A 14693-nucleotide genomic window follows, 5' to 3' on the forward strand; every position below is an offset into this window, starting at 1 on the left:
GCGCGGCTCTTGATCTTGCCGGGGCCAGGAGCACCCTCCTCAATCCTCCCCTGCTTCAAAGGGGAGGAGGCGAAGGTGCCGCGCGGGTTCGTCTCCCGTGATGAACCGGGTGGCGTGAAGTCCGGCTAGCCCGGTCGCTTTTGTTTTACAGAGAGCGCCGCGGCGAAATCAGCAAGTCGCCGAACATCAGCCCCGCCACCAGCGACACCAGCAGGGTGACCAGCAGCAAGCCGGCGTCCAGGCCGAGCGAGGTGTCGCGTTCGAGCAGGAACGACATGCTGCGGAAGCCCACGCTGCCCGGCACCAGCAACAGGATGCCCGGTTCGCGGATTACCGCGCCGGGCCGATGCGCATAGCGCGCGTAGACGTTGGCCAGCGCGCCCAGCAGCAAGCCGCCCAGGAACACGCCTACCGGCGCGCCCGGCAACGAGGTGGAGATCTCGCCGCCCCAGCGCGTGGCCAGATAACCCACCACCACCGCCGCGATCACTGCCGGCCAGTCGCGCCGGGCGGCGCGGAACAGGATCGCGAAGGCGATCGCGGCGACCAGCAGCACCGGGTAATCGGTCCATGACGGCAGCGGCGGCAAGGCGAAATCGCGCGCAGTGATGCCGAGTGCGCTGCACAACTCGGTCGCGGCGATGACCCCGAAAGTGAGCTTGAGCAGGGTCGCCATCGCACCGCCCATGCGCGCCATGCCGGAAACCAGGTGCTGGCTGGAGATCTCGCGCACGGCGGTGGTCAGCGACATGCCGGGGATCAGGATGATCAGGCTGGCCAGCACCACCGACTTGATCGCCAGCGGCACGATGAAGGCGCTGACCAGGATCGCCACCATGGTCGCCACCAGCGCACTGATTGCATCGCTGGCCGCCGCCAGCTGCGGCCGCACGGCAGCCGCCAGGGTGATGCAGCCGATGATCGTGCCGATCACCGCCGCGACCACCAGGTCCACCCACGAGCTGTGCAGGAACAGCGCCGCGATCGAAGCCGCGGACAAGCCGTAGCTGGCGATCAGGCCGATTTTCTCGCGTCGGCTGTCCGGCCGCCCCAGCTCGCGCAGCAGGCGAAAGCCTTCGCGCAGGCCCAGCTCGCCGGCGATCGCGCGGTCGGCGATGTCGTCGGCCTGGCACAGCCGTTCCAGGTTCACCTCGCCCGGCGGCAGCCGCACCACCTGGGTGGTCGTCGCCACGCGCTCCTCGCCCTGGGCGAGGTCGGCGAAGGAAATGATGACCGCGGTAGGGCTGGACCACACGTCGGCGGACAAGCCCAGCCGCTGCGCCACGCCGGCCACGGCCATCTCCAGTCGCGGCGCGGTGGTGCCGTACTGGTGCAGGCGCCGCGCCAGCTCCAGCACGAACGCCATGCGCGTGTTCAGCGCGGTGGTGGCGAATTGCTGCTGGCTGATGGTGCCGCTCATGCCACCGCGCGCACCTGCAGGGTGGAACCATCGACGGCAACCACTTCCACGGTGGCGCCCAGCGGCAGGTCCGGCCCGTTGACCAGCCACTGGCCGTCGCCCACGCGGGCCTTGCCGCGACCATTGACGATCGCCTCGATCAGCTCATAACGCTGGCCGATCATCTGCTCGGCGCGACGGTTGAGGCGTTCGCTGCCCGGCACGCGACGCTCCAGCTTCGGCCGCAGCCAGCGCGCGTAGGCCACGCAGAAGGCGAATGCGAGCAGGCCGAACACGATCGCCTGCGCCAGCAGGCCCAGCGTCGGCACGGCCCACAGCAGCACGCCCATCGCCGCCGCGGCCAGGCCGATCCACAGCAGGAAATAGCCCGGCAGCAGCAGCTCGCCGGCAATCAGCAGCAGCGCCAGGATCCACCACAGGTAATGCACGGCAAGTTGCCACATGGTCGAGGACTCCACTCAGCGCAGCGGCGGCACCGGCGCGGCCGCCGGGCGCTGCTGCTGGGTGAGGGATTCCTTGGCCAGTTCGGCGATGCCGGCCATCGCGCCGATCACGCCGGTGGCCTCGATCGGCAGCAGCAGCATCTTCTGGTTGGGCGAATTGGCCATTTCCTTCAGCGCGCCGATGTAGTTGTTGGCGACGAAATAGTTCAGCGCATTGATGTTGCCGCCGGCGATCGCGTCGGAGACCATCGTGGTGGCCTTGGCCTCGGCCTCGGCGGTGCGCTCACGCGCCTCGGCGGCGCGGAACGCGGCCTCCTTCTCACCCTCGGCAGAGAGGATCGCCGACTGCTTCTCGCCCTCGGCCTTGAGAATCGCCGCCTGGCGGAAGCCCTCGGCGTCGAGGATGTTGGCGCGCTTCTCGCGCTCGGCCTTCATCTGCCGTGCCATCGCGTCGATCAGGTCGCGCGGCGGCGAGATGTCCTTGATCTCGATGCGGTTGACCTTGACGCCCCACGGGTGGGTCGCCTCGTCCACCACGCGCAGCAGGCGGGCGTTGATCTCGTCGCGCTTGCTCAGGCTTTCGTCCAGATCCATCGAGCCGAGCACGGTGCGGATGTTGGTCATCACCAGCGCCAGCGAGGCCTGCTCCAGATTGGCCACTTCATAGGCCGCCTTGGCCGCATCCAGCACCTGGTAGAACACCACGCCGTCGACACGCACCACCGCGTTGTCCTTGGTGATGACGTCCTGCGAGGGCACGTCCAGCACCTGCTCCATCATGTTCATCTTGTGCCCGATCGCCTGGTAGATCGGGATCAGGAAATGCAGCCCCGGGCTCAACGTGCCGGTGTACTTGCCGAACGTCTCCACCGTCCATTCGTAACCCTGCGGCACGATGCGCACCAGCTTGACGATGCCGATGACGACCACGACCAGGATGACCAGCGCCAGCAGTTGTGCGATACCCATGAAGCTCTCCCCTTTCCGTGAAGATGTCAGTATAGGCGAGCGCAGCGCCGTCGAGCGGGCCGGACCACGGCGTCATGGAACGATCATCACGACCGCGGCCGGGCAGCCCGGCGCTGTCATCGTCGCGTAACATGGCCGTGATTCCATGGCGCCGGCTGCCACTGGGCATATGCATGCAAAAACGCATCCTGATCATCGAAGACGAGGCGCCGATCCGCGACATGGTGGCGTTCGCGCTGCGCCGCGCAGAGATGCTGCCGGTCTGCGCCGCCGATGCCGGTGAAGCGCAGCTGGCCATCGCCGAGGCGGTGCCCGACCTGATCCTGCTCGACTGGATGCTGCCGGGCATCAGCGGCATGGACCTGGCCCGGCGACTGCGCCGCGAGGAGCTGACCCGCGACCTGCCGATCATCATGCTGACCGCCCGCGGCGAGGAGACCGACCGCGTGGCCGGCCTGGATGCCGGCGTGGACGACTACGTGGTCAAGCCGTTTTCCACCCGCGAGCTGGTGGCGCGGATCAAGGCGGTGCTGCGCCGCAGCCAGGGCGAGGACGGCGCCGGCATGATCGAGCTGGGCGGGCTGCGTCTGGACGGCCAGGCGCACCGGGTGTTCGCCGGCGACGAGCCGGTGCACCTGGGCCCCACCGAATACCGCCTGTTGCACTTCTTCATGAGCCACAGCGAGCGCGTGTATTCCCGCGCGCAACTGCTCGATCATGTCTGGGGCGGCAGCGTCTACGTGGAGGAGCGCACCGTCGACGTGCACATCCGGCGCCTGCGCAAGACCCTGGAGGCATGGGGCCTGGATGCCCTGATCCAGACAGTGCGCGGCACCGGTTACCGCTTCTCCGCCCAGCCCGCACCCGTGCGGCCCTGAGCAGCTCCGGCCGGCGCATGCGCAGCATCCGCACCTCCTTCGACACCGGCTTCCTCGTCATCGTGATCGGCTCGATGGCCGGCGCGATCGTCGCCGCGCTGTGGGCGTCGCCATGGTGGGCGCTCGGCGTCGCCCTGGGCGGTGAAGCCGTCGCGCTGGGGTGGTGGCTGCGCGCACGCCGTGCACGCCGGACGCGACCCGATACACTTGGCCAACTCCGCGCCGCACGCGCCTTGCGCCAGTCGCGCCTGCGCGCGCAGTTGCACGACGTGCGCGACGCGGTGGGCGCACTGGCCGATGCCGTGGTGCTGTTCGACGATCAGGGGCGCGTGCGCTGGTTCAACGCGGCCGCTACCCGTCTGCTCGGCGTGCGGCGCGAACACGTCGGACAGCCGCTCGCGCAATGGCTCGACGGCAGCGAGCTGGGCACGTGGCTGCGCACGAATGCCACGCAGCCGGCCACCGACCTGCCGGCGCCGGCGGATGCGTCGCTGCGCCTGGCCGCGACGATCATCCCCTTCGGCCAGCAGCTGAAGGTGCTGCTGGCGCGTGACATCAGCACGCTGAGCCGGCTGGAGCAGGTGCGCCGCGATTTCGTGGCCAACGTCTCGCATGAACTGCGCACTCCGTTGACGGTGATCCACGGCTACCTGGAACTGCTGGACCCCGTGGACGTGCCCGAGCTGGCGCCGGTGCTCGGCGAGATGCGCATGCAGTCGCAGCGGATGCAGCAGATCGTCGAGGATCTGCTGACCCTGTCGCGGCTGGAAACGCGCGAGGCCCTGCCGGACGAGGAAGTGGCCATGATTCCGCTGCTGGAGACGCTGCGCCGCGAGGCGGTGGCGCTCAGCCAGGGCCGGCACCGCATCAGCGTGGAGGCGACCACTGCGGTGCGCCTGCGCGGCTCGATCCATCACCTGCACAGCGCGTTCTCCAACCTGACCAGCAACGCCGTGCGCTATACGCCCAGCGGCGGCGAGATCGTGATCGGCTGGCGGCAGACCGCCGATGGCGGCGCGATCTTCTCCGTGCGCGACAGCGGGCTGGGCATCTCCGCCGAACACCTGGTGCGACTCACCGAGCGCTTCTACCGCGTGTCGTCCAGCCGCTCGCGCGAGTCCGGCGGCACCGGCCTGGGCCTGTCCATCGTCAAGCACGTGCTGAACCTGCACCAGGGGCGCCTGGTGATCGAGAGCGAGCCCGGCCGCGGCTCGACCTTCTCCTGCGTGATGGAAGCCTCGCGCGTGTTGCCGCCGGACCGCGGCGGCATCTTCCGCGCCGAGACCCCGGCCAACTGAGCCGCGCCTGCGCGCAACCCCCTTGTCGCAAAAAAAACGGCGTGGAGAAAATCCACGCCGGGAGCCGATTCAGGAGGGGGAGCGGCATCTCGAAGATGCCTGCCATGGAGGGGAGTGCCTGGCAGGCGCAGGCATTGTCGCAACGCCGCGTGACAAGCCGATGACATGCGGGACTCGCTTTTTTGTCACGACGGCTGGGCGCGATGCCCTCCCGCGGCGCGCGCAAGTCGGCAAGCACACAAGCGTCATGCAGCCGTCGTTCGCGTGCAACAGGGCGGCGCCACGATCGGTGCCAGTTCCGATCGGAGAACAGCGATGCGCGTCAGCTTCGTCACGGAAACCTGGCCGCCCCAGGTGAACGGTGTCGCCCTCACCGTGCGCACGCTTGCCGCCGGGCTGGCCGCACGCGGGCTGGGCGTCGACGTGGTCCGCCCCGGCGGCGACGGCCGCGACGGCAAGGTCGAACTGGTACGCGCACGCGGCGTGGCGCTGCCGCGCTACCCGGGCATGCAGTTCGGCCTGCCCGCCGGCAGTGCGCTGCGCCGGCGCTGGCATGCGAAGCGGCCCGATGCGGTGTACATCGCCACGGAAGGTCCGCTGGGCGCGTCGGCGCTGCGCGTGGCCAACGCGCTGCAGGTCCCGGTGGTGAGCGGGTTCCACACGCGCTTCCACGACTACGCCGCCCACTATGGCGTCGGCCTGCTGGCGCCGCTGGTACGCAACCACCTGCTCGGCTTCCACCGTCGCGCGCAGATGACCCTGGTGCCGACCAACGCGCTGCACGCCGAGCTGACGGATGCCGGTGTCGACCACGTGCGCAAGCTGCGCCGCGGCGTCGATGTCCGGCTGTTCTCGCCGGAGCGGCGCGATCCGGCGCTGCGCCGCAGCTGGGGCGTGGATGACGAGACGCCGGTGCTGCTGTGCGTCGGCCGGATCGCCGCGGAGAAAAACCTGGGCCTCGCCGTGCAGGCTTTCCGCGCGTTGCAGGCACGCACGCCCGCCGCGCGCCTGGTGATGGTCGGCGACGGTCCGCAACGCGCGGCGCTCGCCAGCGCCTGCCCGGAGGCCTTGTTCGTCGGCACCAGGCACGGCGCGGATCTGGCCGCGCACTACGCCAGCGCGGACGTGTTCCTGTTCCCGAGCCTGTCGGAAACCTTCGGCAACGTGGTACTGGAAGCGATGGCCTCGGGGCTGGCGCTGGTCGCGTTCGACCATGCCGCGGCGCAGGAGCACGTCGTCGACGGCATCTCCGGGCGCATTGTGCCGCCCTCGGACGCGCGCAGTTTCATCACCTCGGCCTATCAGCTCGGCGTCGACCCGACGACCCGCCGCAGGCTCGGCGCCAATGCGCGGCGCGCCGCGCTGCGGTGCCCGCCGGACATGGTGATCGCGGAATTCGAGACTTTGCTGGTCTCGCTGCTGCATGGCCATCCCGATGACCGTCTCCGCGCCGTCGCCTGAACCGGCAACTCTGTCGCTGGACGCGCTGCTGTGCCGCGCGGCCAGCCGCTGGGGCGCGCGTCGCGCGGTGCAACGGATCTTCGGCGCGGCCAGCCGCCTCGGCGATGGCTGGCTCTGGTACGGCCTGATCGCCGCGTTGGCCATCGGCGGCGGTGACCGCGGTCGGCACGCCGCACTGCAGATGGCCGGCACCGGCATCGTGGCGTGGTTGCTCTACCGCACGCTGAAGCGCCGCACGCGTCGCCCGCGGCCGTTCCGTGTGCACCGCGAAGTGATCGCGCGCGCACCGCCGCTGGACGAGTTCAGCTTCCCGTCGGGGCATACGCTGCACGCGGTGAGCTTCGGCATCGTCGCCGCCGGCTGGTTTCCCGTGCTGGCCCTTCCGCTGGCGCTGTTCGCCGTGCTGGTGGCGATGTCGCGCGTGGTGCTGGGCCTGCACTACCCCAGCGACGTGCTCGCCGGTGCCGCACTCGGCGCGCTGCTCGGCCTCGGCTCGCGCGGGCTCGACGCCGCACTCGTCGGCACCCTGGCGGGTTGAACCGCCCTCACCCGCCGACCCTCCGCCCATGACCATCGCAAGCGCGCCGCAGCACGTCGAGCCGGAGCCGGCCAGCGTCGGTTTCCGCGCGGCGAACCTCTGCCTCAACCACGAACTTTCGGCGCTCCAATTCAATGCCCGGGTGCTGGCCCATGCGCGCGACGCCACGGTACCGCTGCTGGAAAGGCTGCACTTCCTGTGCATCTCGGTGCGCAACCTCGACGAGTTTTTCGAGGTGCGCGTGGCCAGCCTCAGGCACTGGATCGCCTACGGCGACGCGCGCCCGGGCCCGGACGGCATGCCCCTGGCCGAGGTGCTCGCGCAGGTGCGCGACAACGCCACCCGGCTGATGCACACCCAGTACGAAACGTGGCACGACGAGCTGCGCCCGGCGCTGGCGCGCGAGGGCATCGTGTTCATCGACGGCGCGCCCTGGTCGCCCGCACAGACGCGCTGGGCGCGCACGCACTTCGAGCGCGAGATCCTGCCGGTGCTCTCGCCGCTGGGCTTGAACTCGGCCCACCCGTTCCCGCGGATACTCAACAAGAGCCTCAATGTCGCGGTGGTGCTGGACGGCGAGGACGCCTTCGGTCGCGAGGGCCATGTCGCGGTCGTGCGTGCGCCGCGCTCGCTGCCGCGCGTGATCCGCCTGCCGCCGGAGGTCGCCGGCGCGCCACACCAGTTCGTGTTCCTCTCCACGCTGCTGGAGCGCTTCGCCGACGCGATGTTCCCCGGCATGACGATCCGCGGCGCCTGCCAGTTCCGCGTGACGCGCGATTCCGAACTGGAGCTGGAAGAAGGCGACACCGAGAACCTGGCGCGCGTGCTGAGCATGGAACTGCGCGAGCGGGCTTACGCCGACGCGGTGCGGCTGGAACTCGGCGAGGGCTGCACGCCCGAGGTGCGGCAGATGCTGCTGGTGAACTTCGGCCTGACCGATGCCGACGTGTACCTGTGCAGCGGCCCGGTCAACCTGCATCGCGCGTCGGCAGTCTATGACATGGTCGATCGCCCGGATCTGAAATATCCGCCGTTCGTGCCGGCCGTGCCTCGCGCCTTCACGGCGGACGCCGGCATGTTCGACACCATCAGCCAGGGCGACCTGCTGCTGCATCACCCGTTCGATTCGTTCACGCCCGTGCTCGAACTGCTGCGCCAGGCCAGCACGGACGCCGACGTACTGGCGATCCGGCAGACGCTGTACCGGGTCGGCGAGGACTCGCCGCTGGTCGGCTACCTTGCCGATGCGGCCCGCTCCGGCAAGGAGGTGACGGCGGTCATCGAGTTGCGCGCCCGCTTCGACGAGGAGGCGAACATCCGCCTGGCCGACCGTCTGCAGGAGGCCGGCGTGCAGGTCGTGTACGGCGTCGTCGGCTACAAGACCCACGCCAAGATGCTGCTGATCGTGCGCCGCGAACGGGGCGTGCTGTGCCGCTACGCGCACCTGTCCACCGGCAACTACCACCTGGCCACCAGCCGGCTCTACACCGACATCGGCCTGATGACCCGCGACCCGGGCATCTGCGCCGACGTGGGCCGGATCTTCCAGCAGCTGTGCAGCCTCGGACCGGCGGTGGAGCTGGAGCACGTGCTGCAGTCGCCCTTCAGCCTGCATCGCGGCCTGCTCGCCCTGGTCGAGCGCGAGATCACGCACGCATGCGCCGGCAAGCCGGCGCGGATCATCGCGCGCATGAACGCGCTGAACGAACCCTCCATGGTCGCCGCGCTCTACCGCGCCTCCTGCGCCGGCGTCGAGATCGACTTGATCGTGCGCGGCGCGTGCATCCTGCGCCCGGGCCTGCCCGGGGTCTCCGAGCGCATCCGCGTGCGCTCGGTGCTGGGCCGCTTTCTCGAGCACAGCCGCGTGTACTGGTTCGCCAACGACGGCCACGCCGAGATCTACGGCTCCTCGGCCGACTGGATGGAGCGCAATCTGCTGCGCCGGGTGGAGGCGTGCTTCCCGATACGCGACCCGCGCCTGGCGACACGCGTCTTCCGCGAAACCTTGCAGAACTACCTGGACGACAACGTGCAGGCCTGGCTGCTGGACGCCGATGGCCACTATCGCCGCGCCACGCCGGGCGACGCACCGGCGCATGCGGCGCAGGGCTGGCTGCTGGACCGGTACAGGACCTGACGCCTCGGCGGACGCGCGCGCAGCGTCATCGCCATCATCCGCGCAAAAAAAGAAACGGCGGGCATCCTGGCCCGCCGCTCTCCATCCCTGGGTGGAACTCCCTCACGATAACCGTTTGCCCCGCCGCGCCGCCGCGGACTGCCGCGGCGGCACGGGTTCAGAAGCGCACTTCGCCGAACACGCCGATCTCGTTGGTCTTGACGTTGCGCACGTGCGGCGGTACCGGCGTGCTGACGGACTTGTCGGCCTTCTCGTGCTTCCACACGCCGGCCAGCTTGAAGCCCTTGGTCACCTGGTACTCGACGCCGGCGTTGTAGTAGACGTTCTTGTTGGCGCCATCCAGCGTCTTGCTGAGCTTGGCGTTGTCGTAGCGGGCGAACAGGCTCACGTCGTCGGCCACCGCCACGCTGCCCCACAGCGAGTAACCGTCGGCCTTGTCGGTGGCCGTGGTGAGCACGTTGTTCCAGTTCTTCGCCGTGAAGTACTCGGCGCCGAGACGGAACGCGTCGCTGGCATAGGCGACCATGATGTCGCCGCGCTCGGCCGTGTTCACGGCGTTGACGTTCTCGGTCTCCTGGCCGCGATGGCCGCGGTAGCCGCCGATCGCCACCACCATGTTCTCGAACGGCACGAAGCCGAGGCGGCCCTCGACATCCACGCCCTTGCTGCGGCCCGGATTCTTGTAGCCGTTGCCGTTGACCACCGACACCGCGTAGTTGAACGACTTGCCGGCGCCCAGCTCGCCACCCAGGTGCAGGCCCCAGTCCGCCGAGTTGCCGTACTTCAGGCGGTCGGTGATGGTGTTCTCGACGTAGCGGAAGCCGTAGTACTGCTCGGCGAACGGAATCCACGGCATGTCGGTCGAACCGATGCGCAGCATCGCCGCGTCGTCGAACTTGCCCTGCACGTAGGCCTTCTTGACGAACAGGCTGGTCTGGCCGTCGCTGCTGGAATAGTTGAAATCGGTGGTCAGGTTCATCGACCAGATGTCGTTGAACTTGTGGTCGACGCCGAGGTAGAAGCGCTTGACGTCCATGCCGATGCCGGACTTGTCGGTCTTGCCGCTGTCGCTGTCCTTCTGGTCGATGTTGGTGAAGTCGAAGTACATGCGGCCGGACAACTTGGTGTTGTTGACCAGCTTCTCCAGCGACTCGAGTTTCTTGTCGCTGGCGGTGGTCACCGCCGTCGCCTTCTCCACCGCCTGGCCGGTGCTGACGTTGATGTCGGACTGCGCATCGGTGCGCTGTTCCAGTTCGTTCACCTTGGCCTGCAGTGCGGCGAGCTGGGCCTTCAGCGACTCGACCTCGGCGCTGGTGGTCGCCGACGTCCGGTTCTGCGGCGCGGCCGCGGCCGTGAAGCTGGCAACCCCGAGGCCGGCGGCAATCGCCACCGCAATCAGTTTGGAACGCATGTCTTTCTCCGCAAGTGGGTGGGAAATCGCTGGGTCGCCGCCCGAACCGGAGGGGCCTGGCCGGCGATTGGTTAAAAGTTTGCAGACGGACTTTTACGGCTGGATGCCACTGACATGACAGATTCGAGACACTCCCGCGCGTGGCCCGCCGGCACTGTCGCAGGGGCTGTCATCTTGCTGCAACATTCATTTCATTCAATGGCAACACGAAAAGCCTGAAATGGCGGGGTCGCATCCGACCCCACTCGAAAGGAGCTTCCATGTTGACCCTCCGCAAACTGCCAGTCCGGCTCGCCGCCGTCGCCACGTTCGCCGCGGCCTCGACCTTCGGCGTGGCCGCCCACGCCACCGACATCACCGGCGCCGGCTCCAGCTTCGTCTACCCGGTCATGTCCAAGTGGTCGGCCGCGTATGCCGAGAAGACCGGCAACCGCCTCAACTACCAGTCGATCGGTTCCGGCGCCGGCATCGCGCAGATCAAGGAAGGCACCATCGACTTCGGCGCCTCCGACGCGCCGATGAAGGCCGAGGACCTGAAGAAGTACGGCCTGGGCCAGTTCCCGATCGTGGTCGGCGGCATCGTGCCGGTGGTCAACATCGCCGGCGTGCAGGCCGGCCAGATCAAGCTGGACGGCGCCACCCTGGCCGACATCTTCCTGGGCAAGATCAGGAACTGGAACGATCCGAAGATCGCCGCGCTGAACGCGGGCCTGGCCCTGCCGGCCGGCAAGATCACCGTGGTGCATCGCTCGGACGGTTCGGGCACCTCGTTCAACTTCACCAACTACCTGTCCAAGGTCAGCCCGGAGTGGGCCGGCAAGGCCAAGTTCGGCACCGCCGTGGAATGGCCGACCGGCGTGGGCGGCAAGGGCAACGAGGGCGTGTCGCAGTACGTGCGCCAGATCAAGGGCTCGATCGGCTACGTCGAATACGCCTACGCGGTGAAGAACAAGATCAGCTGGGTGAACATGAAGAACGCCGCCGGCAACGTGATTGCGCCGGAAGCGGAGAGCTTCGCGGCCGCCGCGGCTACCGCCGACTGGGCCAGCGCCAAGGACTTCAACCTGATCATGACCAACGCGCCGGGCGCCAAGGCGTGGCCGATCACCGCCACCACCTGGATCATCATGTACAAGTCGCCGAAGAACGCGGGCAACAGCAAGGTCGCCTTCGACTTCTTCAAGTACGCGCTGGAGCATGGCCAGCAAGCCGCCAGCGAACTCGACTACGTGCCGCTGCCGGCGTCGCTGGTCAGCCAGATCGAGGCGTACTGGACGTCCGAGTTCAAGCATTGATGGCTTGATCGAACCCGCCGCCCGCCCCGTTCGCCCCGAGCGCGTGGCGCAGGGTCGGAGCCGAAGGAGACTGCCCTTCGGCTCCGCTGCGCTACGCTCGGGGCGAATGGGGTTTGTTCAATCACAAGCCGGTCACCGAGTCCCGCATGACGACAGCCATCACCACCGACATCCTGGAACAGCGCAGCCGCCGTGACGCCCGTCACGAGCGGCTGTTCCGCTGGCTGTTGAAGGCCTGCGCGCTGCTGGTGCTGGCATCCCTGCTCGGCGCCGCCGCGGCCACCTTGTGGGGCGGGCGCGACGCGTTCGCCACGTTCGGCTGGCACTTCCTGGTCAGCTCCGAATGGGACCCGGGCAACGAGGTCTACGGTGCCCTGGTGCCGGTGTACGGCACCCTGGCCACCTCCTTCATCGCCTTGCTGATCGCCGTGCCGGTGAGTTTCGGCATCGCGGTCTATCTCTCCGAAGTGGCGCCGGCCTGGCTGCGCACGCCGGTGGCCTCGGCCATCGAACTGCTGGCCGGCATCCCCTCGATCATCTACGGCATGTGGGGGCTTTTCATCTTCGCCCCGTTCTTCGCCGAACACGTCAAGCCGTGGCTGACCAACAACCTCGGCAACCAGCCCGACGACGGCCAGCTGTCGTGGGTGGCCGAGCACGTGCCCTTCGTGGGCAAGCTGTTCGGCAGCAGCTATCCGTTCGGCGCCAGCATCCTGGTCGCCGGCATCGTGCTGGCGATCATGATCATCCCGTTCATCTCCTCGGTGATGCGCGAGGTGTTCCAGACCGTGCCGACGCGGCTGAAGGAATCGGCCTATGCGCTGGGTTCCAGCACCTGGGAGGTGTCGTGGGACATCGTGCTGCCGTACACCCGCTCGGCGGTGATCGGCGGCATCTTCCTCGGCCTCGGCCGCGCGCTGGGCGAGACGATGGCGGTGACCTTCGTGCTGGGCAACGCGATGCAGCTGTCGGCCTCGCTGCTCGATCCCGGCACCTCGATTGCCTCGACCATCGCCAACCAGTTCAGCGAAGCCGCCGGCCTGCAGAAGTCCGCGCTGATGGCGCTGGCCTTCCTGTTGTTCGTGGTCACCTTCATCGTGCTGCTGATCGCCCGCCTGATGCTGCGCCGCCTGGCGAGCAAGGAGGGTCGTTGATGAACGCGCTCTACCTGCGCCGGCGGATCACCAATGCGCTGGCCATGACCATGAGCATGCTGGCCACGCTGGTGGGGCTGGCCTTCCTCGCCTGGATTCTCTGGGAAACGCTGCGCCAGGGCATCAGCGCGCTGGACCTGAAGCTGTTCACCAAAATCACCGCCTACGGCGAGGACGGCGGCCTGCTGAACTCGATGGTCGGCAGCCTGGTGATCAACTTCATCGGCATCGGCATCGCCACGCCGATCGGCGTGCTGGCCGGCACCTGGCTGGCCGAGTACGCCAACCGCACGAAGCTGGGGGAGTCGATCCGCTTCCTCAACGACATCCTGCTGTCGGCGCCGTCGATCGTGATGGGCCTGTTCGTCTACACCATCATCGTGCTGCCCAGCACGGCGCTGACCCACGGCAACACCACCTTCTCCGGCTTCGCCGGCGGCGTGGCGCTGGCGCTGATCGCGTTGCCGGTGATCGTGCGCACCACCGACGAGATGTTGCGGCTGGTGCCCTCCACCTTGCGCGAAGCCGCGCTGTCGCTGGGCGTGCCGCAGTGGAAGCTGACCGTGCAGATCCTGATCCGCGCCGCGCGCTCGGGCATCATCACCGGCGTGCTGCTGGCGCTGGCGCGCATCAGCGGCGAGACCGCGCCGCTGCTGTTCACCGCGTTCGGCAACAACTACATGGCCATCAACCCAATGGAGAAGATGTCCAGCCTGCCGCAGATCATCTACCAGTACGCCAACGACCCGGGCGAATCGATGCACGCGCTGGCGTGGGCCGGCGCGTTCGTGATCACCATGTTCGTGCTGCTGCTGAGCCTGGCCTCGCGCCTGATCCTTTCCCGCACCAAGGTGTCCCATGATTGATCCCGCCCTCGCCGCCCGGCCGTTGCCGGTGGCGTCGCCCAAGTTCACCGTGCGCGACCTGCACTTCCACTACGGCGATTTCCATGCGCTGAAAGGCATCGACATGGATATCCCCGAGAAGCAGGTCACTGCGATCATCGGGCCGTCCGGTTGCGGCAAGTCCACCTTGCTGCGCATCTTCAACCGCATCTACGCGATCTATCCGAAGCTGCGGGCCACCGGCTCGATCCTGCTCGACGGCGAGAACATCCTCGACCCGCGCTATTCGATGAACCGCCTGCGCAGCAAGATCGGCATGGTGTTCCAGAAGCCGGTGCCGTTCCCGATGACGATCTTCGAGAACGTCGCCTACGGCATCCGCCACCACGAGAAGCTGTCCAGGTCCGACATGGAAGGCCGCGTCGAGCAGGCACTGCGCAGTTCGGCGCTGTGGGACGAGGTGAAGGACAAGCTCAAGCACAACGCGCTCGGCCTCTCCGGCGGCCAGCAGCAGCGCCTGTGCATCGCCCGCGCGATCGCGCTGAAACCCGAAGTGCTGTTGCTGGACGAACCCACCTCGGCGCTCGACCCGATCGCCACCGGCCGCATCGAGCAATTGGTGGAGGAACTGAAAAGCCAGTTCACCATCGTCATCGTCACCCACAACATGCAGCAGGCCGCCCGCGTCTCCGACCTCACCGCCTTCATGTACCTGGGCGAGCTGATCGAGTTCGACAAGACCGAGAAAATCTTCACCAAGCCGGACAAGAAGCAGACCGAGGATTACATCACCGGGCGATTCGGCTAGACGATTGAAAGCCCCTCTCCCTCCGGGAGAGGGGGT

At 68.1% G+C, this 14693-nt stretch carries 13 protein-coding genes; 9 read left to right on the forward strand and 4 right to left on the reverse strand.

Annotated features, from left to right (window positions below):
* Positions 1–145: 145 nt before the first annotated feature.
* From ACVCMG_RS05830 to ACVCMG_RS05840, 3 genes are read right to left on the reverse strand one after another with little or no spacing between them, the layout of a single operon-like run.
* A complete protein-coding gene (locus ACVCMG_RS05830) occupies positions 146–1420 on the reverse strand; it encodes a threonine/serine exporter family protein (RefSeq protein ID WP_395116974.1) in 1275 nt (424 codons plus the stop codon).
* Positions 1417–1863 carry an NfeD family protein gene (locus ACVCMG_RS05835; protein ID WP_395116972.1) on the reverse strand — a complete coding sequence of 149 codons (447 nt, stop codon included), beginning with the start codon at positions 1861–1863 and terminating at the stop codon, positions 1417–1419. The genes ACVCMG_RS05830 and ACVCMG_RS05835 overlap by 4 nt, the downstream gene beginning before the upstream one ends.
* A 15-nt stretch (positions 1864–1878) precedes the next feature.
* Positions 1879–2832: an SPFH domain-containing protein gene (locus ACVCMG_RS05840; protein ID WP_210772072.1), complete on the reverse strand. Its 954-nt coding sequence runs from the start codon at positions 2830–2832 to the stop codon at positions 1879–1881.
* Between the two features lie 173 nt (positions 2833–3005).
* Between ACVCMG_RS05840 and phoB the strand changes: the two genes are divergently transcribed.
* From phoB to ppk1, 5 genes are all read left to right on the forward strand, one after another.
* Positions 3006–3710 carry a phosphate regulon transcriptional regulator PhoB gene (gene phoB, locus ACVCMG_RS05845; RefSeq protein ID WP_395116970.1) on the forward strand — a complete coding sequence of 235 codons (705 nt, stop codon included), beginning with the start codon at positions 3006–3008 and terminating at the stop codon, positions 3708–3710.
* A 17-nt stretch (positions 3711–3727) separates the two neighbouring features.
* The gene (gene phoR / locus ACVCMG_RS05850; RefSeq protein WP_447115094.1) at positions 3728–5008 is read left to right on the forward strand and encodes a phosphate regulon sensor histidine kinase PhoR; all 1281 of its coding nucleotides are present in this window, start codon (positions 3728–3730) and stop codon (positions 5006–5008) included.
* Between the two features lie 315 nt (positions 5009–5323).
* A complete protein-coding gene (locus ACVCMG_RS05855; protein WP_447115095.1) occupies positions 5324–6469 on the forward strand; it encodes a glycosyltransferase family 4 protein in 1146 nt (381 codons plus the stop codon).
* Positions 6444–7007, forward strand: a complete 564-nt coding sequence (locus tag ACVCMG_RS05860) for a phosphatase PAP2 family protein (RefSeq protein ID WP_447115096.1) — start codon at positions 6444–6446, stop codon at positions 7005–7007. Before ACVCMG_RS05855 ends, ACVCMG_RS05860 begins: the two co-directional genes overlap by 26 nt.
* A 28-nt stretch (positions 7008–7035) precedes the next feature.
* Positions 7036–9144: a polyphosphate kinase 1 gene (gene ppk1 / locus ACVCMG_RS05865; protein ID WP_447115097.1), complete on the forward strand. Its 2109-nt coding sequence runs from the start codon at positions 7036–7038 to the stop codon at positions 9142–9144.
* Between the two features lie 157 nt (positions 9145–9301).
* On the opposite strand, the gene ACVCMG_RS05870 is transcribed toward ppk1, so the two are convergent.
* Positions 9302–10555, reverse strand: coding sequence for a porin (locus ACVCMG_RS05870; RefSeq protein WP_447115098.1), 1254 nt, complete (start codon positions 10553–10555; stop codon positions 9302–9304).
* Between the two features lie 260 nt (positions 10556–10815).
* On the opposite strand from ACVCMG_RS05870, the gene pstS reads away from it, so the two are divergent.
* The 4 genes from pstS to pstB all read left to right on the forward strand — a co-directional run bounded on the left by pstS (position 10816) and on the right by pstB (position 14657).
* Positions 10816–11850 carry a phosphate ABC transporter substrate-binding protein PstS gene (gene pstS / locus ACVCMG_RS05875; protein WP_447115099.1) on the forward strand — a complete coding sequence of 345 codons (1035 nt, stop codon included), beginning with the start codon at positions 10816–10818 and terminating at the stop codon, positions 11848–11850.
* Between the two features lie 146 nt (positions 11851–11996).
* The gene (gene pstC, locus ACVCMG_RS05880; protein WP_395116957.1) at positions 11997–13004 is read left to right on the forward strand and encodes a phosphate ABC transporter permease subunit PstC; all 1008 of its coding nucleotides are present in this window, start codon (positions 11997–11999) and stop codon (positions 13002–13004) included.
* Positions 13004–13870, forward strand: coding sequence for a phosphate ABC transporter permease PstA (gene pstA, locus ACVCMG_RS05885; protein ID WP_136256896.1), 867 nt, complete (start codon positions 13004–13006; stop codon positions 13868–13870). Before pstC ends, pstA begins: the two co-directional genes overlap by 1 nt.
* Positions 13863–14657, forward strand: coding sequence for a phosphate ABC transporter ATP-binding protein PstB (gene pstB / locus ACVCMG_RS05890; protein WP_447115100.1), 795 nt, complete (start codon positions 13863–13865; stop codon positions 14655–14657). Before pstA ends, pstB begins: the two co-directional genes overlap by 8 nt.
* Positions 14658–14693 lie beyond the last annotated feature (36 nt).

It is taken from the genome of Rhodanobacter sp. UC4451_H18, assembly GCF_052978225.1.

Excerpts from the sequence above, each read along its gene's own strand:
- ppk1 (WP_447115097.1), top strand. The coding sequence starts at position 7,036 with ATGACCATCGCAAGCGCGCCGCAGCACGTCGAGCCGGAGCCGGCCAGC.
- ACVCMG_RS05840 (WP_210772072.1), bottom strand. The coding sequence starts at position 2,832 with ATGGGTATCGCACAACTGCTGGCGCTGGTCATCCTGGTCGTGGTCGTC.
- ACVCMG_RS05860 (WP_447115096.1), top strand. The coding sequence starts at position 6,444 with ATGACCGTCTCCGCGCCGTCGCCTGAACCGGCAACTCTGTCGCTGGAC.
- ACVCMG_RS05835 (WP_395116972.1), bottom strand. The coding sequence starts at position 1,863 with ATGTGGCAACTTGCCGTGCATTACCTGTGGTGGATCCTGGCGCTGCTG.
- phoR (WP_447115094.1), top strand. The coding sequence starts at position 3,728 with ATGCGCAGCATCCGCACCTCCTTCGACACCGGCTTCCTCGTCATCGTG.
- ACVCMG_RS05855 (WP_447115095.1), top strand. The coding sequence starts at position 5,324 with ATGCGCGTCAGCTTCGTCACGGAAACCTGGCCGCCCCAGGTGAACGGT.
- phoB (WP_395116970.1), top strand. The coding sequence starts at position 3,006 with ATGCAAAAACGCATCCTGATCATCGAAGACGAGGCGCCGATCCGCGAC.
- ACVCMG_RS05830 (WP_395116974.1), bottom strand. The coding sequence starts at position 1,420 with ATGAGCGGCACCATCAGCCAGCAGCAATTCGCCACCACCGCGCTGAAC.
- pstC (WP_395116957.1), top strand. The coding sequence starts at position 11,997 with ATGACGACAGCCATCACCACCGACATCCTGGAACAGCGCAGCCGCCGT.
- ACVCMG_RS05870 (WP_447115098.1), bottom strand. The coding sequence starts at position 10,555 with ATGCGTTCCAAACTGATTGCGGTGGCGATTGCCGCCGGCCTCGGGGTT.
- pstS (WP_447115099.1), top strand. The coding sequence starts at position 10,816 with ATGTTGACCCTCCGCAAACTGCCAGTCCGGCTCGCCGCCGTCGCCACG.
- pstA (WP_136256896.1), top strand. The coding sequence starts at position 13,004 with ATGAACGCGCTCTACCTGCGCCGGCGGATCACCAATGCGCTGGCCATG.
- pstB (WP_447115100.1), top strand. The coding sequence starts at position 13,863 with ATGATTGATCCCGCCCTCGCCGCCCGGCCGTTGCCGGTGGCGTCGCCC.